The following is a 23,100-nucleotide window of genomic DNA, read 5'->3' as shown; positions in this document are numbered from 1 at the left end:
CGATCACTTCTCCTTGGCCTGCTGGCCGAGCTCGAGGCAGTGCCGGCCGGGGTTGAGCTGGAGGTCCTGGTCGCGTACCTGTCCGGTACGGTCGCGCCACTGCAGGTGCACCTTGAGCGGCCCGGCGACGTTCTGGCCGAGGCCGATGTGCACCTCGCTGCTGCGCCGGCCGGAGTGGCCGCTGCTGCCGTCGACGCGGCCGATGAACTTGCGCCCGTCGGCGGTGGTGACGGTGACCTGGGCGCCGGTGACCGGGGAACCGGCGCCGGGGAGGGTGCCGGCGGTCACGCCGCTGTCGCGGGTGAGCTGCAGGGTGAGGTAGGCGCCGGTGCCGGGGCTCTGGTTGGAGTAGAAGACCGGCTCGCCCCACTGCCGGGCGATGGCGAAGTCGATGCGGCCGTCGCCGTCGGCGTCGCCGGTGGCGATGCCGCGGGTGGGCGTCGGGATGGCGAGGCCGAGCTCGGGGGCGAGGTCGGCGTACCGCCCGTCGGGGCCCTTGACGAAGAACTTCATCGTCTGGTGCCCGCCGATGTCGTCACCCGCGCGGGCGTTCGGCCACCAGAACGGGTTCTGCAGCAGTTCGTCGTTGGCCGTGGCCAGCTCCTGCAGCTGCGGCCAGCGGTCGGTCTGGCCCTTGACGAAGCCGGTCGCCTGGGCGATCGACAGCTCGCCGCTGTTGTTGAAGTCCTCGATCTTGGGGTCCCAGCCCCAGCCGGACCACGCGGTGCCGTTGGGCGCGCTCTCGTCCTTCCACGGCGCCACGCCCTCGCGCAGCTTCGAGCGCAGGTCGGCCTGGTTCTTGGCCGTGGAGATGTACTGGAAGTTGCTCTCCTCGATGCCCCAGGAGGTGGTGATGTTGCTGACGAACATGTCGTAGATGCCGTCGTGGTTGAAGTCGCCGAAGTCGACACCCATGCCCTTGAAGGAGTCGTTGCCGACCGACTTGGACTTGGGGACGATCGGCGAGCGCACGCCCTCCACCGGGGAGAGCTTGATGTGCCCCGGGGTCGAACGGTTGTAGAACATGCGGTCCGGGCCGAAGTCGTTGGCCAGGTACAGCTCGGGCAGCTGGTCGCCGTCCAGGTCGGTGGCGGCGGCGCCCAGCTCCCAGCCCTTGGAGGCCGTCTTGGACAGCACGTTGTCCAGGCACTGGTAGCTGACGCCGTTGGCCGAGGCCCCGGTGAAGCGGAAGAAGTAGTCCTCGCCACCGTTGTGGCCGTCGGACATCGAGTGGTTCATGTGCACGCCACCGCTCTTGGTGGGGTCGAGCACCGGACCGTCGGCGAAGTAGTTGCCGATGAAGATGTCGTCGTGCCCGTCGCCGTCGAAGTCGGCCACGGTGGCGGCGTTGGTGTTCCACTGCTTGCCGGTGTAGACGCCGTTGGTGGAGTTCGGGCCCGGCACCAGTTCGACGGGCTGGTAGGCGTCGGCCGACAGCTTGGCCGCGCCGGGCTTGGCCAGGTAGATGATCGGAGTGCGGCCCCACATGTAGACCAGCAGGTCGAGGCGGCCGTCCTCGTTGTAGTCACCGGGGACGCAGCCCATGGGCGCCATGTGGTCGTTCATCGGCAGCGGCGCCGGGTTCAGCGCGAACGGCGCGTACCGGTCGGCGCGCGCGCCCGGGGTGGGCGTCACCACGACCTGGTCGATGCGCGTGTCCACCAGGCACAGGTCGTTGGACAGGCCGTCGCCGTCCAGGTCGTTCATGGCGATGGCCGCGCCGACCGAGGAGATCCAGGCGTCGATGTGCGTGTAGTCCTTGTTCACCTTACGGATCGACTGCTCCGGGAAACCGCCGGGCAGGGCGATCGACAGCGGCTTGAACGAGAACTTGCTCGCCATGTTCTCGGTCTCGGCCGCGGAGTACGAAGGCAGACGAGCGATCAGGAAGACGCTCGTGACGAGCACGAGCGCGACGATTCCCGCCAGCTGTCTGCGCAGCCAGCCAAGGGTCGCGGTCACCGGCTAACACCTCCAATAGATACGAACTGGTCGGCGATGCGCTGCCGCCACACCTCGTAGGCCGGCACATCACCCGTGATGGGCTGGTCGGGGCGGCATTCTTCGCTGATGCGGGCCGCCTGCCGCGGCGTCACGCCGCAGAAGACCGCCGTGGCGGCCTCGGTCGCGGGGACGACCAGGCCGGGACGCACCCGGGCCTCGGCCGCGAACGCCGAGCCCTGGGCGAGCTGGGGACGGTGGGCGCCCGCCCGGTCCCGGAAGGCCCGCAGCTCGTCGCCGTCCGCCCCGCAGGCGTAGGTGGCGGCGAGGCCGGAGCCGGCGTACAGGTCGCCCCGGCGGTGCTCGGGGAACTTCTCGATCAGGGTCGCCACGACCTCGGGGTCGGTGCCGCCGACGAACCACATGGCCCGCCCGATGCCCTGGTCGATGACGCGGTTGGCGTACCCGGCGGGCGCGTCGGACGGCCACGGGAAGCGCGGGTCCTGGTACTGGCCGTGGACGTACTGCTCGGTGCGGAAGTAGGCCTGGTGGAAGCCGTATCCGTCGAGCGCCAGGTAGCGCAGCAGGGGGTCGGGGACGTGCAGTTTCCCCCACAGGAACTTCGGCAGCCGGGCCATGGCCCAGCCGACGCCTACGTAGATCAGGTAGACCTGGGAGGCGCCACCCGGCTGGGCGAGGAAGTCGGCGACCTTGCGCCCGCCCTGGAAGGGCATCGCGTCGAGGATGCCGAAGGCCATGCCGGCGCCTTCGTAGGCGAACCCGCGCCAGCGCGGGGGGATCTCCTCCAGGCGCTCCTCGGCCTCGGCGGGCGTACGCGCCTCGGCGGCGTAGGCGTAGCCGGTGAGGAACATCTCGCCGACGGTCTCCAGGAGGTCGCGGGCTTCCGGGCTCTTGACGTGGAAGCCGCGCGTGGAGAGCTTCGTCTCGGAGACGTCAGGGGTGATGATACGGCGTCTCAACGACCGCAGAAAGCTGGCCAATTGCCTCTCCCTCTCCGGAGTTTCCCCTTCTCAACGGGGTTCGTGTCGTGGTGGAAATCAGCAGTGCCGCCGTCGTCCGGGCGCGTTCACGGAAAAGGGCGGCCGGTTTCCGGGCACGTTCGGCGGAACGCAGGGCGAAAGGAATGGAAAGGAGCCCCGTCCTGCGCCGGACGGTTTCCGCGCCGCGCTCACCCGCCTCCCCCGGCCGGCGGGCCGCGGGGGTCAGCCCGGGACGCCGGCCCCGGACGTGGCGAAGTGGGCGCGGACGCGCTCGCGCCACAGCTCGTAGGCGGGGACCGCGGCGGAGGCGCCGGGCTCCACCTCGGTGCCGTCGGCGAGCCCGACGGCGTCCTCGATCGACAGGCCGGTCAGGACGGCGGTGGCGATCTCGGTGTGCGGGGGGACGAAGCCGGCGAAGCTGCGCGCCTTGGCCGCGAAGACGGCGCCCTGGGCCAGCTCGGGCCGGCGGTCACCGGCCAGGCGGGCCAGCTCGGCGAGGCCGTCGGGGTCGCTGCCGCCGGCGAACGTCGCGGCCAGGCCGACGCCGCTCCACAGGTCCGGCCGGCGGTTCTCGGCGAAGCCGTCCACCCGGGCCGCGATGTCGGCGACCCGCCCGCCGTGGATGAACCACAGGGCCCGGCCGATCCCCTGGTCGGCGGCCCGGAGGAAGTAGTCCGGGTCACCCTCCCAGGGGTACGGCGCGGGCCGGTGCTGCTCGTCGACGAAGCGCTTGGTGTCGAAGTAGGCGCGGTCGAAGCCGTAGCCGTCGACGGCGAGCCAGCTCATCGTCGGGTAGTACGCCGAGCCGCTCAGGTCGGGCATGATCTTCTTCCACAGGGGCCTGGGCAGGCGGGCCATGGCGAAACCGATTCCGATATAGGTGAGGAAGATGTGCGGCTGCCCGGGGCCGAGTAAAAGATCCCGGGTCCGATTGCCGCGCCAGCCCGACATGGCGTCGACGATCGTGAATCCCATCGTCGCGCCTTCGTAGGCGAAACCTCGGAACTCCTGGTCGACCAGGCTCAGGCGGCGTTCGACCTCCCATTGGTCGCGCGCGTCGATCGCCCACTCGAATCCACAGATCACCGACTGCGGAATCGCCTCCAGCCGGCGCGTCGCGTCGGTCGGTGTGACGGGAAAGCCTCGCGCACCGAAAGTCACCTCGGCCAGCGATGGCGTCAACAAGAGTCTGCGCACTGAACCTAACAGGGTTGGCATATCGCTCCTCACCTTCGCCATCAGCCGATGATCGACACAAGCACCAGCTGGACCATTTCATGGTCATATGGTGGCCGGAAAGTTACATCTCCCGTATTGCGGTGCTAAGTAATGATCTGTAATGAATCCCGGTACGACGTGCGGTAACCGGGGCCGTACATGATCGAAGCCCCCGCGCCGGCGCGGGGGCTTCGATCATGTACGGCCGGACGAGGGCCGGCGTTCGTCTAACGGGTCCAGCCGCTGACCCTCCAGGCGTCGGCGTCGGAGGCCGGGGCGATGGGCCGCAGCGCCGCACGCGGGGCGTCCACCCAGGCCGGAGGGGTGGGGAGGGGCTCCGCCTGCTCGGCGGCGACCGTGGCGCGCGCGGCGAGCACCATGATCAGGGCGGCCAGCTCCTCGGCGGTCGGATTGCCACGCACCACCTTCAGGTACAGATCCTGCGCCACGTCGCACCTCCAGGTCGCGGCTCCTGTCACGAGGGTCCCTTTCGCGCGGGAGCGCGCACAACTCCTCGAATGCGGACCTGCCGTCAAGCGGCGGCGGTGGCAGCAAGCGGACGCGCCGGGGCAGTTTGATGAAGCGCCGGCACCTTTCTCCCGCGACGCGGAAAGCGCAAAGTTGGTTGTGCGAGAACGAAATGACAACCGACAGAAAGAGGATTTGAATGACGATCGCACTGGCCATTCCGGTTCGTCCCGACGCGGTGAAGCTGACGGACACCCCCGTTTCGTTCGGTGATTCCTCTGGAATGGAATGGCCCGCGCGGCCCCCGGCCGTGCCCTTGGGCGACCAGACGTCGTCCGGTCCCCACATCACCCTCGAGACCAATGAACCCGGAATCCGGGGACTGTTCGGTTACCGCCCGGAGACCGCCGTGCCTCTGAAGCTGTTGTCGGAGGTGCTGCTGTGCGGGGACAGCACGTTGACGCGTGGCGAGCGCGAACTTATCGCGGCGTACGTGTCGGCGTTGAACCGATGCCGGTTCTGTTTCTACACGCACTCGGCCTTCGCGGCCGTGCGGTCCTCCGACGGGATGTCGGTGGTCGAGCTGGTGTGCGCCGATCTTGAGACGGCGCCGCTCGAGGACAAGTTGAAAGCGCTGCTGCGCATCGCGGCGGCCGTACAGGAAGGAGGCAAATCGGTCACGGCCCGGCATGTGACCGACGCGCGGGACGCCGGCGCCACCGACGTGGAGATCCACGACACCGTTCTGATCGCCGCCGCGTTCTGCATGTACAACCGCTACGTCGACGGGCTGGCCACGTTCGCCCCGGACGACCCGTCGGTGTACCTGGCGCGGGCCAAGATGACCGACGGATACGTCTCCATCCCGTACGGGCCACAGGAAGGGGGGTGACGGACATCATCCCGCCGGCGGACCCGGGGAGGTGAGACGACGACGTGCAGGTACCCGTCCAGCCGACCACAGGAGGTGGAAAAGCCGCTTCGATGACCTGTTCAGCCGACCCGAGGAGGTGACAGACGCCACGACGCCCGCCGATCATCACGACCACAGGAGGTGAGACGTCCTTGTACGACGCCGGCCCGACAGCGGGAGGTGAGGCACCGATCAGAAGCCAGTAGACCGGCCGACACCAGGAGGTGAGAGAACCGAGATCGACGCGCACCGGAGGAGAAGGGATTCAAGGCACCCCGTCAGGCAGGCGTGCCGCCGTCACAGAAAGGAATACGCGAACAGCCTGAGGACGAAAAGCGAATCGGCCACCCGGGACCAGAAGCCCGCACACGGCGCGGATACCAGAGCCGGGTGGCCGCTTTCACCGAAAGGCAGGTGATGCCAGGAGGACCGACCGGACGATATCGACGCCGGCCACGGACGAAAGGAGTAAGCCGCCCGCGCCCCCGATCACAGGAATAGGAGAGTGCGCACCGGTCAGGAGAAGAATTCTTCGATGACGTAGGAGTCCTGCGGGAAGCTCCACCGCTCGGTGATCTTCCCGTCGGAGACATGGAACACATGGACGCCGCGCTCGTCCAGGATCTTGCCGTCGCGGTTCCCGCGGATGCGCAGCAGCACCGCGACGTGCTCGTCATCGGCCAGGAAGGCATCCGGTTCGTACCTCAGCGAACCGTCCGTCGTCTCGGAGAGCCGCTTGACGTAGTCCAGAACGGCCTCTTTGCCGACGTGGTCGCCGGCGAGCGACCCCCGGCCCGGAACGTGGAAGACGACGTCGTCGGCGACGAGATCGCCGACGGCCTCCAGGTCACCCTTGGCGATTGCGTCATAACTCTCGCGGGCCGGATTGACGTTGGGATGTTCGGACATCAAAGCCTCCTCATGATGGTGCGGATCTTTTGGGGGGGCGACGGTGACGCTACGCCGGACGAGATCAGTAAACAAGGGAGTGAGAAGAGACTTACTTATCGGTCACGTAGCGATAACGGAGGCGCCGACCACAGAAACCCCTACGCCCTAACCCCTAAATCGGACGGACACTAATCGATGACATTGACAGCCATACGGTGATGTGGCGACCATGAACGCTTGTCGGACGGATGTGAATTCCCCCAGTACGAGCTCGCCGGTAAGGAAGCGCCAATGCCCCACATCACCCTCAACTCCGACGAGCCTGGGATTCGCGGCCTGTTCCGGTTCCGCCCGGAGACCGCACGCCCGCTCAACGAACTGGTGGAGGTGCTGCTGCGGGAGGACGACACGCTGAGCCGCGGTGAGCGCGAGCTGATCGCGGCGTACGTCTCGGCACTGAACGAATGCACCTACTGCTTCTCCGCACACGCCGCGTACGCCGCCGCGCAGCTGCCGCAGGGCATGGAACTGGTGGAGCAGGTCCGGGCCGACCTTTCGGCGGCGCCGCTGCCGGACAAGATGAAGGCCCTGCTCGAGGTCGCGGGCGCGGTCCAGCGGAGCGGGCGGAACGTCACCCCCGAGCTCGTGGCCGCCGCCCGCGAGGCGGGGGCGACCGACCGGGAGATCCACGACACCGTCCTGATCGCCGCGGCGTTCTGCATGTTCAACCGCTACGTCGACGGCCTGGCCACCGCGCTCCCCGAGGACCCCGGCTTCTACGCCGCGCGGGCCAAGCGCATCGTCGCGGACGGCTACCTGGCGCTGCTGGCCGAGACCGGGCACCGGTCCTGACATCCCGGCCCGTCACCGGGCGATCCCACCCCCCGCAGAAGACCACCGACCGTGGAGGATCCATGGCCAGCCACTCGAGCGCGTTACCGCCCAGCGCGGGGTTCCTGAGCTCGCTGAACACCGACCGCCACCGCCTCGGCCTGAACCTCTTCATGCTCGTCGTGCTGGCGCACTGGGCCGAGCACGTCGTGCAGGCCATCCAGATCTACGTCCTCGGCTGGCCGGTGCCCGAGGCGCGCGGGGTGCTCGGGCTGCCGTTCCCCTGGCTGGTCACCTCCGAGTGGATGCACTACGGCTACGCGCTGGTCATGCTGGTCGGGCTGATCCTGTTGCGGCGGGGCTTCACCGGGCGGGCGCGCACCTGGTGGAACATCTCGCTGGGCATCCAGGTCTGGCACCACTTCGAGCACCTGCTGCTGCTCCTGCAGGCCATGACCGGCTACCACCTGCTGGGCCGGCCGGTGCCGACCAGCATCATCCAGCTGCTGGTGCCCCGCGTCGAGCTGCACCTGTTCTACAACGCGATCGTGTTCGCGCCCATGGTCGTCGCCATGTGGCTGCACCGCAGGCCGAACGCCACCGAGCGGGCGGCGATGGCCTGCCGCTGCGCCGTCATCGTCGCCTGATCTCCGAAGGCACACCGCAGCGGAGGGCGCCGCGCCGCTCCGCCCGTGAAGTACGCATCCGAACGGATGGGGGAGGACCAAGATGGAAACCGGCGACCACGTCCACCGGTACCTGATCGTCGGCGCCGGGCCGGCGGGAGTACAGCTGAGCTACTTCCTGCAACGCGCGGGGGCCGACTACCTCACGCTGGAACGCGCGGAGGTCCCGGGCTCCTTCTTCCGCCACTACCCCCGGCACCGCAGGCTCATCTCGCTCAACAAGGTGAACATCCCGGACGACGACCCGGAGATCGCCCTGCGGTGGGACTGGAACTCCCTGCTCAACGACTCCCCCGACCTGCTGTTCCCCAAGTACTCCACCGAGTACTTCCCCTGCGCCGAGGACCTCGTGCGCTACCTGGCCGACTTCCAGCGCGAGCACGACCTCAACGTGCGGTACGGCACCTCGGTGGACCTGGTCGAGAAGGTCGACGGCCGTTTCGTGGTGCACGCCGGGGACGAGGTGTTCCACGCCGAATGCCTCATCATGGCGACCGGCTGGGGCGGGCCGCACATCCCGGACATCCCCGGCATCGAACTGGCGACCGGGTACGAGGAGCTGTCGACGAACGGCGAGGACTACACCGGCAAGCGGGTCCTGGTCATCGGGAAGGGCAACGCCGCCTTCGAGACGGCGCAGGCCATGCTGCCGCACGCCTCGGTGATCCACCTGGCGAGCCCGAGCCCCGTCCGGCTGGCCTGGACGACCAAGCACCCCGGCCACGTGCGCGGCCAGTACGGCGCGTTCCTCGACAGCTACTGGTTCAAGACCCTGCACGGCGTGCTCGAATGCGAGGTCGACCGGATCTGGCGCGAGGGCGAGGTGTTCAAGGCGGAGATCACCTACACCCTCGCCGAGGGCGAGAAGGCGCTGCTGGAGTACGACACGGTGCTGCGCTGCACCGGCTTCCGGATGGACACCGGCGTCTTCGACGCCTCCTGCCGCCCCGAGCTCGCCCCGAACGGGCGGATGCCGGCCATCCGCCCCGACTTCCAGTCCGCCAACGTCGACGGCCTGTACTTCGCCGGAACGCTCATGCAGGCCCGCGACTTCAAGCGCGCCTCCTCGGCGTTCATCGACGGGTTCCGCTACAACCTGCGCACCCTGGCGGCCCTCCTCGCCGAGCGGTACGAGGACGTCCCGCTCGAGGTGAACGTGCTGCCCGCCGACCCGGACGCGCTGACCACGACCATCCTCGACCGGGTCAACTACAGCTCCGCGCTGTGGACGCAGTTCGAGTACCTCTGCGACGTCTACGTGGCCGGCGAGCCGGGCGGGGAGATCCGTCACTACGCCGACCTGCCCGAGGACTATGCCGTCGAGCGCTTCGCCGGCAGCCCCCTCTGCTTCACCGTCACCCTGCGGTGGGGGCGGGCCGACTACGGCGACGTGTTCGCGATCAAGCGGCACCCGGTGCCCGACCGGGCGGAGGAGAGCGCGTTCCTCCACCCGGTCGTCAAGGCGTGGCGGCACGGCGAGCAGGTGGGCGAGCGCCACCTGCTCGAAGACCTCCTCGCCCAGTGGCGCGACCGGGTACGGCACGTCGAACCCCTGCGTGAGTTCCTGGCCGCCCGCCTCGCCGAGATCCCCGAACCGGTGGGAGGGCGCTGACCGCTTTCGGACAGGCTGAAGGCCCGGCGACCGTGAGGCCGCCGGGCCTTCAGCCGCCGGACGCCCGCGGCCGGGCGTCCCTTCTCACTCGTCGGCCTCGTCCAGCAGGTGCTCGACGAGGTGGTCGACCACGTCCTCGGGACGCCCGCGCCGCTCGTAGGCCGCCCTCTGGCGCGCCGCCCCGGTGCCGCCGGCGCGCAGCCGCGCGAGCCGCCGGGTCACCAGGTCGAGGTCGCCGGTCTCCTCCAGGGCCGGGCCGATGTGCCCGAGCAGCGTGGCGAGGAGATCGTCGGCGGGAAGCAGGCGGCCGGTCAGCGGGTCGACGCCGTGACCGTCCAGCCCGTCGCGGGCCGCCCGCCAGTACGCCACGCGAAGGCGCTCGGCCGACAGCTCGGGGCCGGGGTCGCCGCGCTCGACGCGCTCCAGCGACTCGACGACCAGGGCGCGGATCACGGCCGCGAGCAGCGCGGACTCCCCCGCCGTGGCGGGGACGTCCGTCACCCGCACCTCCAGGGTGGGCAGGTGCGCCGAGGGCCGGACGTCCCAGAAGATCGTGCCGGGGTCCACGAGGGCGCCCGACTCGGTGAGCGCGGCGATCAGCTCGTCGTACTCGGCGAGGGACGCGAAGTACGGCGGTGGGCCGGCCACCGGCCACTTGCCCCAGGTGAGCGTGCGCCAGCCGGCGTACCCCGTGTCGCGGCCGGTCCAGAACGGCGAGTTGGCCATGAGCGCGATCAGCACCGGCAGCCACGGCCGCAGGTGGTTGCTCACCAGCACCGCCCGCTCCCGGTCGGGGAGGTGCACGTGGACGTGCCCGGCGCAGATGCTCTGCTCGTCGTGCAGGGAGCGGTAGTTGGCGATGCCGACGCCGTACCGGGGGTGGTCGGTGATGGGCGGCGGGACGGCGTCCCCGAGCACGGGCGTGCCGGACGCGACGACGGCGAGCCCCTGCCGCCGGGCCGCCTCGGCGACCACCGCGCGCATCGCCCGCAGCTGCGCCTCCAGATCGCCGATGCCGGCGCAGGGATCCGTCTTGGCCTCCACCTGGAAGCGGGTGATCTCGGTGCACACCCGCGCACCGAGCTCCCCGGAGGCGGCCTCGACCACCGCGGCCGCCTCCGGCGCCACCTCGCGCGTCACGGGATCGACGACCAGATATTCCTCCTCCACCCCAATAAGCGGGCAGAGCGCATCAAAAGGCGCCGAATGTGGTGAATCCACCGTCGCCGTCATATTCCACCTCGGGAAGCGTCACCGATAACCTTCACAGCCCAACTACGCCACGCTACCGACCTTCATTCCTCCCCGACGGCCTTCCCGCCGAAGAAGGCACACGACAAGAAGAAGCCCGCCGGCCACACTCACGCGCTCACACGCCCCCCCAAGAGCAGCAGGCCGACCATCGGACAGCACACCACAAACACGACTAATACCCATCAAGACCTCAAACCCCGCCCAGCCATAACAGCCAGCGGGTGAGCGGAGGAAACGGTGATGGGACTGTCGCGGAAGGGACACCTGTCCGCCTTTCTCTAGCTATGTAGAGTTCGGAATATGTCGAATAGCCCCCGGATGACGTTGCAGATTCAGGCGGTCCTGCGCGCGCTGCTCGGGGAGCCCGGGCGGGAGCGGTACGGGCTCGAGTTGTGCGAGGAGACGGGGCTGCCGAGCGGCACGGTCTACCCGATCCTGGCGCGGCTGGAGCAGATCGGCTGGGTGGAGAGCCGGTGGGAGGATCCGGACGCGCACGTGAGCGAGGGCCGTCCCCGGCGCCGCTACTACCGCATGACCACCGACGGCGCCGAGCTGGGCCGCGAGGCCGTCGCCAAGGCGTACCGTTCACGCAGGCAGCCCCTCCCCGCCTGGCTCCCCCGCCCCGGCACCGCCGGAGGCACGTCATGAGCGAGGGATGCGAAGGGCCGGCGGAGCGCACCACACGGCAACCGAAGGAACCCGGGCGGGCGGCGGAGCGAACCACACGCCCACTGGAGGAAACCTCACGGCCGGCGGGTGGCGGGGGCGGGCGGATGGATTCGGCCATAGGGACGTTGCTGGACGCGCTGCCGGACACGTTCGACGCAGGAGGGTCGCGGCTGGTCGAGCGGGCGTACACGGTGGCCGCCTACTGGCATCGTGACCAGAGGCGGTACAGCGGCGACCCGTACATCACGCACCCGGTGGCCGTCGCCGTGATCCTCGCCCGGCTCGGGGCGGACCACGAGACGCTGTGCGCGGCGCTGCTGCACGACGTGCTGGAGGACACCGGCTGCTCCGAGGCCGAGCTGGCCCACGAGTTCGGCGAGCGGATCACCGGCATCCTCCGGGCGCTGCGCGACCTGGACGCCCCGGTGGACCGGCCGGCCGGGTGGGAGGCGTCGGCCGACGAGGCGGTACTGCTGCTCAAACTGGCCGACCGCCTGCACAACCAGCGCACGATGGAGTTCCTGCCTCCGGAGAAGCGGCGGATGAAGTCGCGGGAGAGCCTGGAGGTCTACGCCCCGCTGGCCCGGCGGCTGGGCCTGGACGCGGTCGGGCGTGAGCTGGAGGAACTCGCGAGGGCGACCCTGTCCGCGGCCGTCCCCGTCGCCGTCCCCCTCCGGCCCGTCGGGAACGGGCACGGCGACGGCATGACCGTGTTCTTCCGGGTGCTCGCGGCCGGCGCCGTCATCCTCCCGGCGGCGGCCAGGGCGCGCTGGCTGGAGGAGTGGCTCGGTGAGCTGCACGCGCTGCCGGGCAGGCCCGCCCGCGCCCGCTTCGCCGCGCGGCTGCTCCTCGGCATGCCGTCGATGGCGGCGACCCTGCGCCGACGGTCGCCGCTCACGGAGCCCCGCCGCCGACCGGGGATCCTGAAACCACGCTCCTCGTCCGCCCGCCGGCGGCGCGATCTCCCCGTACAGTCCTTCCGCCGGGCTCCCCTCCCCCCACCGGACCGCCGGCGGCGCGATCTTCCCGTACGGGCCTTCCGGCCGGATCTCCTCCTCCGGGGTCTGCGCTGGTGGATCGCCTCCAACCTCCGCGTGTGGGCGCTGCTCGCGCCGCTGGTCGGGTGGATGGCCGCCGAGGCGGCGGCGAGCAACCGGGGCGACGCGGTGGCGATACTGATCACCGTCCCGCCGGTGCTCGGCGCCGGCGTGGAGGCCCTCCGCGCCCGCCTCCGCCCACCGGAACAGTAACCGCGCGAAAGCCCCGGTATCCGGCCGTACCGCCGGTCCACCATCTCTCCTGGCCGCCGGCCGTACCGTCGCTCCCTCCCGGCCGCCGGCCGTATCCCCGTCGGCGGTGCATCCCGGCCGTGTCATCCGCCGGTCGTGCCCTCCGCATCCGGTGACTCGGTCGCGTTCAACCGGCGGCGCAGGTGGGCGCGTTCGGGGTCGGTGCCGGCCAGGTCCAGTGCCTCGCGGTAGGCCACCGCGGCCTCGGGGAACCGGCCGAGCCGGTACAGCAGGTCCGCCCGCGCCGCCGGGTAGGGGTGGTACCCCCGCAGCAGGGGCTCGCCGGCCAGGGCGTCGAGCAGCGCCAGGCCCGCCTCCGGTCCGTCGCGCATCGCCACCGCCACCGCCCGGTTCAGTGACACGACCGGGGACGGGGCGAGGGCGAGCAGCACGTCGTAGAGCGCGACGACCTGCGGCCAGTCGGTGGTCGCGACGTCCGCGGCCTCGTCGTGGAGGGCGGCGATCGCGGCCTGGACCCCGAACAGGCCGGGAGGGCCACCGGTGAGCGCGACGACGACGAGACCGAGGCCCTCCTCGATCATCGCGCGGTCCCACCTGCCGCGGTCCTGGTCGTCGAGCAGCACCAGCTCGCCCCCGGGACCGGTGCGTGCCTCACGCCGGGCGTGGACCAGCAGCATCAGCGCGAGCAGGCCGGCGACCTCCCGCTCCGCGGGCAGCAGCCGGCGCAGTATCCGCGCCAGCCGGATGGCCTCCTCCGCGAGGTCGAGACGCTGCAGGTCGGGGCCCGAGCTCGCCGCGTACCCCTCGGTGAAGATCGAGTAGAGCACCTGCAGCACCCCTGGCAGGCGCTGCGGCAACTCGGCCGGTCCGGGCACGCGGAACGGGATGCGGGCCTGGCGGATCTTCTTCTTCGCCCGGACGATCCGCTTGGCCATGGTCGCGGGCGGGACGAGAAAGGCCCGCGCGACCTCGGCCGTCGTCAGCCCGGCGAGGCACCGCAGGGTCAGCGCCACGCGGTCCTCGGCGGGCAGGGCCGGGTGGGCGCAGGTGAAGAAGAGCTCCAGCCGCTCGTCCGGCAGGCCTCCGTCGCTGCCGGACGGGGCGGGGGCGGCGCGCTCCGCCTCCACCTGCAGCATGGCGAGCCGGGCGGCGTACGCCTGGTCGCGCCGCAGGCGGTCGACGGCCCGGCGGCGCGCCGTGGTCATCAGCCAGGCCCCCGGGTTGGGCGGGACGCCGTGGACGGGCCAGTGCGCCAGCGCCGTCTCGATCGCCTCGGAGGCGACCTCCTCGGCAAGGTCGAGGTCGCCGAAGCGGCGGGCGAGGGCGGCGAGGAGCCTCCCGTGCTCCTCGCGGAACACGGCCTCCACGGAGGCCCCGGCACGGGTGGCTCGCTCGTCCATGCTCGTCAGATGTCGAACTCGGCCACCGGCCGCACCACGACGGCGCCGGCGCCGCGCGAGCCCGGGCATCGGGCGGCCCAGTCGAGTGCCACGTCGAGGTCCGGCACATCGATCACGTAGAAGCCACCGAGGATCTCACGCGTCTCGGCGAACGGTCCGTCGGTGACGGTCCGCTCGCCGGAGGGCGCGACGCGGACGGTGGTGGCGGTGGTGAGGTCCGCCAGCGACTCCCCCGAGACCCAGATGCCGGCCTCCTTGACGGACTTGTCGTAGTTCACCCAGTCCTGGAAGGAGCCGCCGGGCTCCTCCTCCGCCGTCCCGGTCGCCGGGCCGCTGTAGATCAGCATCATGTACTTCACGGTTCCGCTCCTGTCGGTGTCTCGGTGGCGGCCCTGCTCGGCCGCCGCGCACCATGACTACGAATGGGACGGGCCCATATGGACAGGCTCCCAGAATTTCTTCCGAAACCGGGACCGGGACCGGGACCGGCGGCCGGGTCAGCCGGGGTACCCGTGCCTTCCGTACAGCCGGACGTACCTGGCGAGCGTGAGCACCTGCCGTCGTTCCAGGCCGGTGGGGGTGCGCTGGAACAGGACGACCTCCTCGTGCCCGCCGGGCCCGATCGGCTGGACGAGGCGGCCGCCGGGCCGCAACTGTTCGACGAGCGGCGGGGGCACCTCGGGGAAGGCGGCCGAGACCACGACGGCGTCGTAGGGGGCGCGGCCGGGGACGCCGAGACTGCCGTCCCCGGCCAGCAGTTCGACGTTGCCGATGCCCTGCCGGTCGAGGTTGCGCCGGGCCTGGCGGACCAGGTCGGGCCACCGGTCGATGCTCACCACGTCGCGGGCCAGGCGGGCGAGCAGCGCGGTCTGGAAGCCGAGCCCGGTGCCGACCTCCAGCACGTGCTCGTCCCCGGTGAGGGCGAGGCCCTCGATGACCCTGGCCGACAGCGACGGCTGGGTGGTGACCTGCCTGTGCGCGATCGGGATCGGCTCGTCCTCGTACGCCGCGGCGATCTGCCCCTCCGGGACGAAGGCGGCGCGCGGCGTGGCGCGTACGGCGTCGAGCAGGCGCGGGTCGCGGACCCCCGCCGCGCGGATGGCGCGGACCAGGTCCGCGGGGCCGGAGGCGATCATGTCGTGCGGAGGGTGAGCGTGCCGCCGGGCTCCAGCGCGACCCTGGCGCCGAAGGGGGCGCTGATCCGGTCGAGGACCGCCTGCAGCCAGCGGGAGTCGTCGGCGGAGGCGTGGCGCAGGCGCATCCGGCGCGCCCGCATCGGCGTCATCGTCAGCTCGGTCAGGTCCCCCGTCTCGGGGTCCAGCGCGGCGAAGTACATCAGCCGCAGGTCGTCGCGGTACCGCTCGTAGCCCTGGATGCCCTCGTAGTCGTCGATGAAGTCGCCGCAGCCGTACATCACGAGCTTGCCGCGGTACACCTCCATCGGACGGGGGTGGTGGGAGGAGTGCCCGTGCACCAGGTCGACGCCACCGTCGACCAGCGCGTGGGCGAACCGGACCTGTTCCCGGGATACCTCGTAGCCCCAGTTGGACCCCCAGTGGACGGAGACGACCGCGACGTCCCCCGGGCGTTTCACGGCCCGGACGAAGGAGGCGACCTCGGCGGCCTCGGCGGCCTCGGCGGCGGAGGGCTCGGGCACGAAGGCCACGCCCGGCCGGTGCCGCGTGGCCGCCCACTCCGGCGGGACGCCGCTGGAGGGCATCCCGATCGAGAAGATCAGCATCCTGCGCCCGGCCAGCGGGACGGCGAGGGGACGCCACGCCTCCCCCACGTCGCGCCCGGCCCCCACTCCCCGCAGCCCCGCCGCGGCCAGGGAGTCCAGCGTCTCGATCAGCCCTTGCGGGCCGAAGTCGAGCATGTGGTTGTTGGCGAGCACGCAGGCGTCCGGGTGCGCGGCCGTCAGGGCCTGAAGATTGTCGGGGTTCATCCGGTAGTGCACGGGTTTGCCCGGGACGAAGTCGTCGCTCCGCGTGATCGCGGTCTCCAGGTTGACCACCCGCACGTCGGGCGCGGCGGCGTCCAGGGCCGCCAGGGCGTCCCCCCATGGCCAGGTGAAGTCCACCGGCCGGTGGATCGGGCCGTTCACCTCCTCGGCGAGCCGGACGTACGCGCGGGCGTCGCGGATATGGAACTCCCGCAGCTCCGGGTCGCCCGGGTGCGGGAGGATCTGGTCGACGCCCCGGCCCAGCATGACGTCGCCGCAGAGGAACAAGGTGACCAGATCCGCACCGTGATCGAGCCTGCCGCCGCCGCTCATACCGTGGTCATGCCCGCCCCCGGGCCCGCCGCCACGCCCTCTCCCCCGATCGGCCGACGACGGGAGGACGGGGATCAGGCGCGCGGCGAGGAGGGGGCCAGTTCCCTGATCAGGGCGCGCAGGCCCTCCTCGTAGCGGGCGGTGAACCCGGGGTCGGCGACCTCGGCGCCGAAGAGCCTGCGGACCATGTCGGGGAAGACGACCGGCGCGGCGAGCGCGCCCAGCAGCACCAGGCGCAGGGTCGCGGGGTCGACGGCCGGGCTCAGCTCTCCGTCGTCCTGGCGCCTGCGCATGGCGGACAGGTCCTCGGTCCCGGTGACGGCGTTGGGGATCGCCTGGCGGTCACCGGTGAGCCCGCGCCAGGCGAGCAGGCGCATGGGACGCGGGTCCCCGAGGGCGTCGCGCAGGTAACGGACGACCAGCTCGTCCAGGGGCAGGCCGGGGTCGGAGAAGGCGTCCTCGCGTGCCAGCCAGGCGCGCTGGACGGCCAGGTACAGCCCTTCCTTGCTGTCGAAGTGGTAGTTGATCAGGTCCTTGCTCACCCCGGCGCGTTCGGCGATGTCGCGCACCCGCGCCCCGGCGAAGCCCTTGGCGGCGAACTCCTCCAGGGCCGCGTCGAGCAGGGCGGCCCTGGTGCGCTCGGCGTTGACCTGCCGATCTTCGGCTGAGGGGGCGCGGCGCGGGCGGGCCGTGGACGGCGAGGGCTCCGAGGCTGATGAGGTCACGTGCGAAGTCTAGTTGACTAGACAGCTGTTTGACATCGCTCGACAGTTGTCTAAGAATCGGCCGCGTGAGCCGGACGGCATACCGGCCCATCCGGCACATCGAGAAGGAGAAGTGATCATGACCGCGGTTCTCGTCATCGGCGCCACCGGCAAGCAGGGAGGCGCCGTCACCGACCTGCTCCTGCGGCGCGGGCACGACGTGACGGCCTACGTCCGCTCCCCCGAGTCACAGGCCGCGCGGTCGCTCGCCGCCCAGGGCGTACGGCTGATGGCCGGCGACCTCGCCGACCGCGAGGCCCTCGCCAAGGCGGCCGCCGGCGCCGAGGCGGTCTTCGGCCTGTCGGTGCCGTTCGGGCCGGGCGGCATGGAGCAGGAGATCGAACAGGGGCGCGTCCTCGTCGACGTCGCCGCCGGCCTCGGCGTCCACCTGGTGTACTCGTCGGTGCGCGGCGGCGACCGCACGGCCGCCGGCGGGGTCGAGCACGCCGGCAGCAAGCAGCGGATCGAGGCCTACCTGCGCGGGCAGGACGTCCGCGCCACCGTCCTCGGCCCGGTGTACTTCACGGAGAACCTGCTGAACCTCGGCTTCACCGGGCTCGGCCGCGGGGTCCTCACCATGCCGCTGTCCCCGGACAAGAAGCTCGACCAGGTGACCGTGCTCGACATCGCCGGCATGGCCGTCCACGCGATCGAGAACCCCGGCGACCTGGTGGGCAGGCGGGTCGACCTGGCCTCCGACAGCGTGACCGGCCGCGAGGCGGCGGCCGTCCTCGGCAGGGTCATCGGGCGGGAGATCCCCTACGAGCAGATGCCGATCGAGCAGGTGCGCCGGTGGGCGGGGCAGGAGATCGCGGCCATGTTCCAGAGCTTCGAGGAGAACACCCAGTTCCTGGACACCGCGGCGCTGCGCGAGCGGTACCCGGAGGTCGGGTGGCACGACTTCGAGGAGTGGGCGCGCACCGTCGACTGGGACCGGCTGCTCGCCTCATGAAAAGGGGCGGCGGTCCCCGCCGGACCACCGCCCCTCGCCGATGTCAGACCTTGCTGATGCGGACGGCGTCGGCGATCACGTAGCCGGTGCCGGAGGTCCAGCGGCTGACGCCGACGGCGTCGTAGGTGCCGGCGTTCAGCGAGAAGGTGCCGAGCGAGCGCCAGGTGCCGCCGCCCGACCGCTGGTCGACGTACACCGTCTGGTTCCCGCCGGAGGTGGCCACGATGTACGGGGCCGAGCTGCTGTATCCGGGGTCGCTCGGGTACCACACCTCGACCCGGTAGGTGCCCGCGCTGGGGATGGTGGCCTGGTACCACGCCGGGTCGCTGGCCGCGACGGGGTCGGCGTAGCGGTAGTCCGCGCCGTACCGCTGGCCGGAGTAGGTCGAGGTGCCCCAGTTGGCGCTGGCGGTGAACTGGCCCGAGGTGGAGTTGTCCACGGTGGTGCTCCAGGTGGAGCCGCTGCCGGTGACGTAGCTCATGTACTTGGTCCAGTCCCAGTAGGGGCCGGGGTCGGTGTGGGTCGCGCCCGGCACCTCGATGTGCCCGATGATGTGGGTGCGGTCCTTGGGGATGCCGTACTTGTCGCAGATGTAGCGGGTGAGGGCGGCCGACCCGCGGTACATCGCGTCGGTGAACCACGACGCCTGGTCGATGTAGCCCTCGTGCTCGATGCCGATCGACCTGGTGTTGTAGTTCCAGTTGCCCGCGTGCCAGGCGATGTCCTTCTCGCGCACCATCTGGGTGATCGCGCCGTCGGAGGAGCGGACGACGTAGTGCGCCGAGACCTGGGCGCTGGGGTTCTGGAACCAGGAGATCGTGCCGGCGTAGGAGCCCTGGGTGACGTGGATGACGACCCGGTCGACGGCGTAGCTCGACGGGCGGCTGGAGGCGGTGTAGTTGCTGGAGCTGGCGGCCACCCAGGTCGCGCCGGGGTAGTCGGCGGCCGCGGCGGCCGGCGTGTTGAGCTCAGGGGCCTGGGCGTAGGCGCCGCGGTCGGCGGTGACCTCCTGCGGGGCGACGCTCACCCCGGCGGCCGACAGCCCGCGGCCGAGGAAGTCGTACACGGTGTCGGCGTACAGCCGGGCGACGGCCGGCGTGGAGGCGTTGCCGTACTTGGCCACGGCGGCGTACCACCGGCCGGGGTCCTTGCGGGCGGCCGCGTCGAGCCCGAGCCCGTCGGCGTAGGAGCGCAGGACGGCCGCGCCGCCGATGATGTTGGCCTCGGCGTCGGTGCGGAGCTTGGCCGCGGGCAGGCCGGTGAGCTCGGCCGCCTTCTCCAGTACGTGCGCGGTGGGGTTGCTGACCAGGTGCATCACCCCGTAGCCGCCGCTCGCGCTCGGTTTGCCCCCGTGCCCGTCCAGGTGGGTCTCGGAGTAGGCGAGGGCGACGAGCAGGTCGCGGGGCACGTCCTGGGCGGCGGCGGCGCGGGCGAAGCCGGCGGCCAGCGGGCTGTCGCCGGCGGCCATGGCGGGCGGAGCGGTGAGCAGCGCGGCGAGGGCCCCGGCGAGGAGCAGGAGGGCGGCGAGCAGGCGGTTGGCGGCGGAGGCTGGTCCGATGCGGGGGGATGTCATGGTGGGCTCCTGGGGGGGAGGGTGCCAACGGCTGCACAGTAAGGGCATTCCATGACAAATGTCGATTATTGACATTACCGGGGAGTTGAACGAAGATTTTCGCCTTCCTCCGGCCGGTCGCGAAGATCTACCTGGCCAGAGGGTGAAAACTATTGCTCTCTGCAGGTAGTGTGATGAAGGTTCTCTTCATGACCAACGCACGAGCGAGCCCGATCTGACGGCTCGCGTCCGTACGTCCGCTCCGTGACCGGTCCGCCTCCGCTCCCCGCCCGGCGCGTTCTCACATCCCGCCTGTCTTCATGGATCACGACAGCCCGTTCACCGTAACCGGCTCCGCCGGCCGACCCCGGCGCCTCAGCCGGATCACCGCCGCCACCGCCTCCCTGGCGGTCCTCAGCATGCTCGCGCACCCACCGGCCGCGCACGCGAGCGCCCGGCACGCCACCGGCCGTACGGCCCGCGCCGCCGCCGCGTGCGCCACCGACGCCACGGCCCCCAAGCGGCAGCTCCGGGCGATGTGGATCACCAGCGTGGCCAACACCGACTGGCCGAGCAAGCCGGGCCTGAGCGTGGCCGCCCAGCAGGCGGAGTTCCGCTCATGGCTCGACCTGGCGGCGCGCAGGCACATGAACGCCGTGTTCGTGCAGGTCAGGCCGACGGCCGACGCTTTCTGGCCCTCGAAGTACGAGCCGTGGTCCAAGTGGCTGACCGGCACCCAGGGGACCGCCCCCGGGTACGACCCGCTGGCGTTCATGGTCAAGGAGGCGCACGCGCGCAACCTGGAGCTCCACGCCTGGTTCAACCCCTACCGGGTCTCGAACGACGCCGACCCGAACCACCTGGCGCCGAACCACCCGGCCAGGAAGAACCCGGCCTGGCGCTTCGCCTACGGCGGCAAGCTGTACTACAACCCCGGCGTCCCCGCCGTCCGCTCCTTCATCGAGGACGCGATCATGGACGCGGTCACGAAGTACGACATCGACGGCGTCCACCTCGACGACTACTTCTACCCGTATCCGGTGGACGGGGCGACCTTGCCCGACGCCTCCACCTACGCCCGGTACGGCGCCGGTTTCGCCTCGATCGCCGACTGGCGGCGAGCGAACGTCGACCTGCTGGTGCGCGAGCTCGGCCACCGCGTCCACCAGGCCAAGCCCTGGGCCCGGTTCGGCGTCAGCCCCTTCGGCATCTGGCGCAACTCCACCAGCGACCCCCACGGCTCGCGTACCTCCGGCCTGCAGTCCTACGACGACGTCTACGCCGACACCCGCCGCTGGGTGAAGGAGGGCTGGGTCGACTACATCGCCCCGCAGCTCTACTGGCAGCTCGGCGACGCCTCGGCGGACTACTCCGTGCTGGCCGACTGGTGGTCGGACCTGGTCGCGGGCACCGGCGTCGAGCTCTTCATCGGGCAGGCCGTCTACCGTGCCGGGGTGCCCGGCGAGGCCCCGGGGTGGCAACGGCCGGACGAGCTGACCCGGCACCTCACCGCGAACCGGCGGTACCCCGAGGTGGCCGGCGATGTGTACTTCAGCGCCGCCGACGTCCGCGCCGACCGGCTGGGCGGCGTCACCCGCCTGGTCGCCGACCACTACGCCAGGCCGGCCCTCGTCCCGTCCCACGGCGGCGGAACCGCGCCCGCCGCGCCGACGATCACGTCGGCGGAGCGGGGCCCGTCGGGGGCCGCCCTCTCGTGGCGGCCCGGCGACGGCGGCGCCTCGGTCTCGTACGCCGTCTACCGTCTCGACGGGACGCGGGCGGAGGGCGGCTGCCGCTTCGCCGACGCCCGCAACCTCGTCGGGACGACCCGCGGCACGTCCTTCACCGACACCACCGCCCCGGCCTCGGGCACCTCCACCTACTACGTGACCGCTCTCAACCGCACCCAGCACGAGAGCCCTCCGAGCGCCGGCCACCCGATCACGAACACCGTCCTGGCACGCTGATCGCGCGCCCGCGCCGGCCTGGCGCCGTACATGTCCGGAGTCTCCATCGTGCCGGACATTCCACATCATTAATGCTTCTGGCCCGCGGCCATGGAAAGTCTTTGCCGGAAGTATGAGCGGGAAGATGCCCACGGTCGATGTCCCGGCGGCGCCCCGGAGCCTAACATCGCCGTCATGATCGATTTTGTTGCCGCACGACGCCGTCTCGAGCCACCTCGGAAAGCCTGCGGCTTAGAGGCGGTATTGCGCGGACTGGTCCGTATTTCCCCCGGTTCGTAGCGCTTTTTCGGTATCTATACGGATGTCACTACGGATGTTCAACTCTAGGCCGCGACCCTAACGTCACGCACAGGCAGCTCACACAGCCGCCGTTCAGACAAGGAGCGCCGTGCAGTGACATTCCCCCACCCCCCGCCATAGCCGCCGCTTCCGCCGTAGGAGACATCTCCACCCGATGAGCCGACCGCCGCACAACGGCGCCGCTCGGCTGGAATCACCGTTCGAATTTCTCATCACCCCCCAGATCCCTCCATGTCCGCCGCCGGGCACCGCCCGACGGCGTGATCACCGCTGCGTGCCTACCAGGCGTACGGCGGTGCGAGAGGCGGAGAAAGGAAAAGGCGCATGAGGCGCAGAGCTCTACTAGCGGCCGCCGCCGGCTTCGCCGTGGTCGCGATGGTGGCCCCCGCCACCCCCGCGGCCGCCAAGCCGCCGCCCGGGACCACCGGCTCCATCAGGACCCTCGCCGACCCGCCGCACCTCGCGGCGGCCGTCGCCGACCAGGCCGTCGCCAGCGGCCTCGACCACCTGCGCAGGAGCCCGGACGAGAGCTACCGGCGCACGGCGGTGACCCCCGGCGCGGGAGGCATGTACTACGTCAGCTACGAGCGCACCTACAAGGGCCTTCCGGTGGTCGGCGGCGACGCGGTCGTGGTGACCGACGCCGGCGGCCACGTCCGGGACACCGCGGCCGGGGCCGGCGCCACGACCGGCGTGGCGACCAGCCCCACCGTGACGGCCGAGAGCGCGACCGCCAAGGCCAGGACCAGGCTGGACCGGGCCGACGACAGCGCGGCCCCGCGCCTGGTGGTCCTGGCCTGGGGCGGCAAACCGCGCCTGGCCTGGGAGGCGCTGGTGTCCGGCATCGTCGACGGCAAGCCGAGCAAGCAGCACGTGTTCGTCGACGCGCGCACCGGCGAGATCGCCGACGCTTACGACGAGGTGAAGGCCGGCACCGGCCGCGGCTACTACTACGGCACGGTCACCCTCGACACCAGCGGCTCGGGCTCGTCGTACTCCATGACCGACTCCACCCGCAGCGGCCTGCGCTGCGGCGGGCAGGGCGGCTCGGCCTACACCGGCACCGACGACAGCTGGGGCAACGGATCAGGCACCGACCTGGAGACCGCCTGCGTCGACGCCCTCTACAGCGTCGAACGCGAATGGGACATGCTGC

General features: G+C 71.1%; 20 protein-coding genes and 1 pseudogene. 9 read left to right on the top strand and 12 right to left on the bottom strand.

Features of this window, described 5'->3' with window-relative positions:
• Positions 1-3: 3 nt before the first annotated feature.
• From KIK05_RS48050 to KIK05_RS10730, 4 genes are all read right to left on the bottom strand, one after another.
• Complete coding sequence (locus KIK05_RS48050; protein WP_214410485.1) at positions 4-1,962, bottom strand: FG-GAP repeat domain-containing protein; 1,959 nt, start codon at positions 1,960-1,962, stop codon at positions 4-6.
• On the bottom strand, positions 1,959-2,921 hold the full coding sequence (locus KIK05_RS10740; protein WP_250562609.1) for a DUF1702 family protein: 963 nt from the start codon (positions 2,919-2,921) through the stop codon (positions 1,959-1,961). The genes KIK05_RS48050 and KIK05_RS10740 overlap by 4 nt, the downstream gene beginning before the upstream one ends.
• 243 nt (positions 2,922-3,164) lie before the next feature.
• The gene (locus KIK05_RS10735; RefSeq protein ID WP_308249852.1) at positions 3,165-4,139 is read right to left on the bottom strand and encodes a DUF1702 family protein; all 975 of its coding nucleotides are present in this window, start codon (positions 4,137-4,139) and stop codon (positions 3,165-3,167) included.
• 248 nt (positions 4,140-4,387) lie between these two features.
• Complete coding sequence (locus KIK05_RS10730; RefSeq protein ID WP_214410483.1) at positions 4,388-4,609, bottom strand: acyl-CoA carboxylase subunit epsilon; 222 nt, start codon at positions 4,607-4,609, stop codon at positions 4,388-4,390.
• A 218-nt stretch (positions 4,610-4,827) separates the two neighbouring features.
• On the opposite strand from KIK05_RS10730, the gene KIK05_RS10725 reads away from it, so the two are divergent.
• Positions 4,828-5,520, top strand: a complete 693-nt coding sequence (locus tag KIK05_RS10725; RefSeq protein WP_250562608.1) for a carboxymuconolactone decarboxylase family protein — start codon at positions 4,828-4,830, stop codon at positions 5,518-5,520.
• 537 nt (positions 5,521-6,057) lie between these two features.
• On the opposite strand, the gene KIK05_RS10720 is transcribed toward KIK05_RS10725, so the two are convergent.
• Entirely contained in the window at positions 6,058-6,450 is a 393-nt protein-coding gene (locus KIK05_RS10720) for a nuclear transport factor 2 family protein (protein ID WP_214410482.1), read from the bottom strand.
• Between the two features lie 273 nt (positions 6,451-6,723).
• Here KIK05_RS10720 and KIK05_RS10715 point away from each other — a divergent pair, with 273 nt between their 5' ends.
• From KIK05_RS10715 to KIK05_RS10705, 3 genes are all read left to right on the top strand, one after another.
• A complete protein-coding gene (locus KIK05_RS10715) occupies positions 6,724-7,284 on the top strand; it encodes a carboxymuconolactone decarboxylase family protein (protein ID WP_214410481.1) in 561 nt (186 codons plus the stop codon).
• 62 nt (positions 7,285-7,346) lie between these two features.
• Entirely contained in the window at positions 7,347-7,910 is a 564-nt protein-coding gene (locus KIK05_RS10710; protein ID WP_214410480.1) for a hypothetical protein, read from the top strand.
• Between the two features lie 82 nt (positions 7,911-7,992).
• Positions 7,993-9,561, top strand: a complete 1,569-nt coding sequence (locus tag KIK05_RS10705) for an NAD(P)-binding domain-containing protein (protein WP_214410479.1) — start codon at positions 7,993-7,995, stop codon at positions 9,559-9,561.
• 84 nt (positions 9,562-9,645) lie between these two features.
• Here KIK05_RS10705 and KIK05_RS10700 read toward each other — a convergent pair whose 3' ends face one another.
• Positions 9,646-10,731, bottom strand: a complete 1,086-nt coding sequence (locus tag KIK05_RS10700; protein WP_308249851.1) for a carboxylate-amine ligase — start codon at positions 10,729-10,731, stop codon at positions 9,646-9,648.
• Positions 10,732-11,115: 384 nt separating this feature from the next.
• Here KIK05_RS10700 and KIK05_RS10695 point away from each other — a divergent pair, with 384 nt between their 5' ends.
• Both KIK05_RS10695 and KIK05_RS10690 read left to right on the top strand, forming a co-directional pair.
• Complete coding sequence (locus tag KIK05_RS10695) at positions 11,116-11,463, top strand: PadR family transcriptional regulator (protein ID WP_250562607.1); 348 nt, start codon at positions 11,116-11,118, stop codon at positions 11,461-11,463.
• Between the two features lie 125 nt (positions 11,464-11,588).
• The gene (locus tag KIK05_RS10690; protein WP_214410477.1) at positions 11,589-12,734 is read left to right on the top strand and encodes an HD domain-containing protein; all 1,146 of its coding nucleotides are present in this window, start codon (positions 11,589-11,591) and stop codon (positions 12,732-12,734) included.
• 122 nt (positions 12,735-12,856) lie between these two features.
• On the opposite strand, the gene KIK05_RS10685 is transcribed toward KIK05_RS10690, so the two are convergent.
• From KIK05_RS10685 to KIK05_RS10665, 5 genes are all read right to left on the bottom strand, one after another.
• Positions 12,857-14,134 (bottom strand): RNA polymerase sigma factor, encoded by a 1,278-nt coding sequence (locus tag KIK05_RS10685; RefSeq protein ID WP_214410476.1) that lies wholly within the window; start codon positions 14,132-14,134, stop codon positions 12,857-12,859.
• A 5-nt stretch (positions 14,135-14,139) separates the two neighbouring features.
• Entirely contained in the window at positions 14,140-14,484 is a 345-nt protein-coding gene (locus tag KIK05_RS10680) for a YciI family protein (RefSeq protein ID WP_250562612.1), read from the bottom strand.
• A 147-nt stretch (positions 14,485-14,631) separates the two neighbouring features.
• The gene (locus KIK05_RS10675) at positions 14,632-15,270 is read right to left on the bottom strand and encodes a protein-L-isoaspartate(D-aspartate) O-methyltransferase (protein ID WP_214410474.1); all 639 of its coding nucleotides are present in this window, start codon (positions 15,268-15,270) and stop codon (positions 14,632-14,634) included.
• A complete protein-coding gene (locus KIK05_RS10670) occupies positions 15,267-16,409 on the bottom strand; it encodes a CapA family protein (protein WP_214410473.1) in 1,143 nt (380 codons plus the stop codon). Before KIK05_RS10670 ends, KIK05_RS10675 begins: the two co-directional genes overlap by 4 nt.
• 74 nt (positions 16,410-16,483) lie before the next feature.
• Positions 16,484-17,134 (bottom strand): TetR/AcrR family transcriptional regulator, encoded by a 651-nt coding sequence (locus tag KIK05_RS10665; protein WP_214410472.1) that lies wholly within the window; start codon positions 17,132-17,134, stop codon positions 16,484-16,486.
• A gap of 118 nt (positions 17,135-17,252) precedes the next feature.
• Between KIK05_RS10665 and KIK05_RS10660 the strand changes: the two genes are divergently transcribed.
• Positions 17,253-18,125 (top strand): NmrA family NAD(P)-binding protein, encoded by an 873-nt coding sequence (locus KIK05_RS10660; RefSeq protein ID WP_214410471.1) that lies wholly within the window; start codon positions 17,253-17,255, stop codon positions 18,123-18,125.
• A gap of 43 nt (positions 18,126-18,168) precedes the next feature.
• Here KIK05_RS10660 and KIK05_RS10655 read toward each other — a convergent pair whose 3' ends face one another.
• Positions 18,169-19,698: a golvesin C-terminal-like domain-containing protein gene (locus KIK05_RS10655; protein ID WP_214410470.1), complete on the bottom strand. Its 1,530-nt coding sequence runs from the start codon at positions 19,696-19,698 to the stop codon at positions 18,169-18,171.
• 299 nt (positions 19,699-19,997) lie between these two features.
• Here KIK05_RS10655 and KIK05_RS10650 point away from each other — a divergent pair, with 299 nt between their 5' ends.
• Positions 19,998-21,644, top strand: coding sequence for a glycoside hydrolase family 10-like protein (locus tag KIK05_RS10650; RefSeq protein ID WP_214410469.1), 1,647 nt, complete (start codon positions 19,998-20,000; stop codon positions 21,642-21,644).
• Positions 21,645-22,268: 624 nt separating this feature from the next.
• A pseudogene (locus KIK05_RS10645) lies at positions 22,269-23,100 on the top strand (peptidase M28); the annotation flags it as partial.

It is taken from the genome of Sphaerisporangium fuscum, from assembly GCF_018531465.1.
Taxonomy (GTDB): Bacteria; Actinomycetota; Actinomycetes; order Streptosporangiales; family Streptosporangiaceae; genus Sphaerisporangium; species Sphaerisporangium fuscum.
This window is presented reverse-complemented; position numbering and strand designations above follow the sequence as displayed.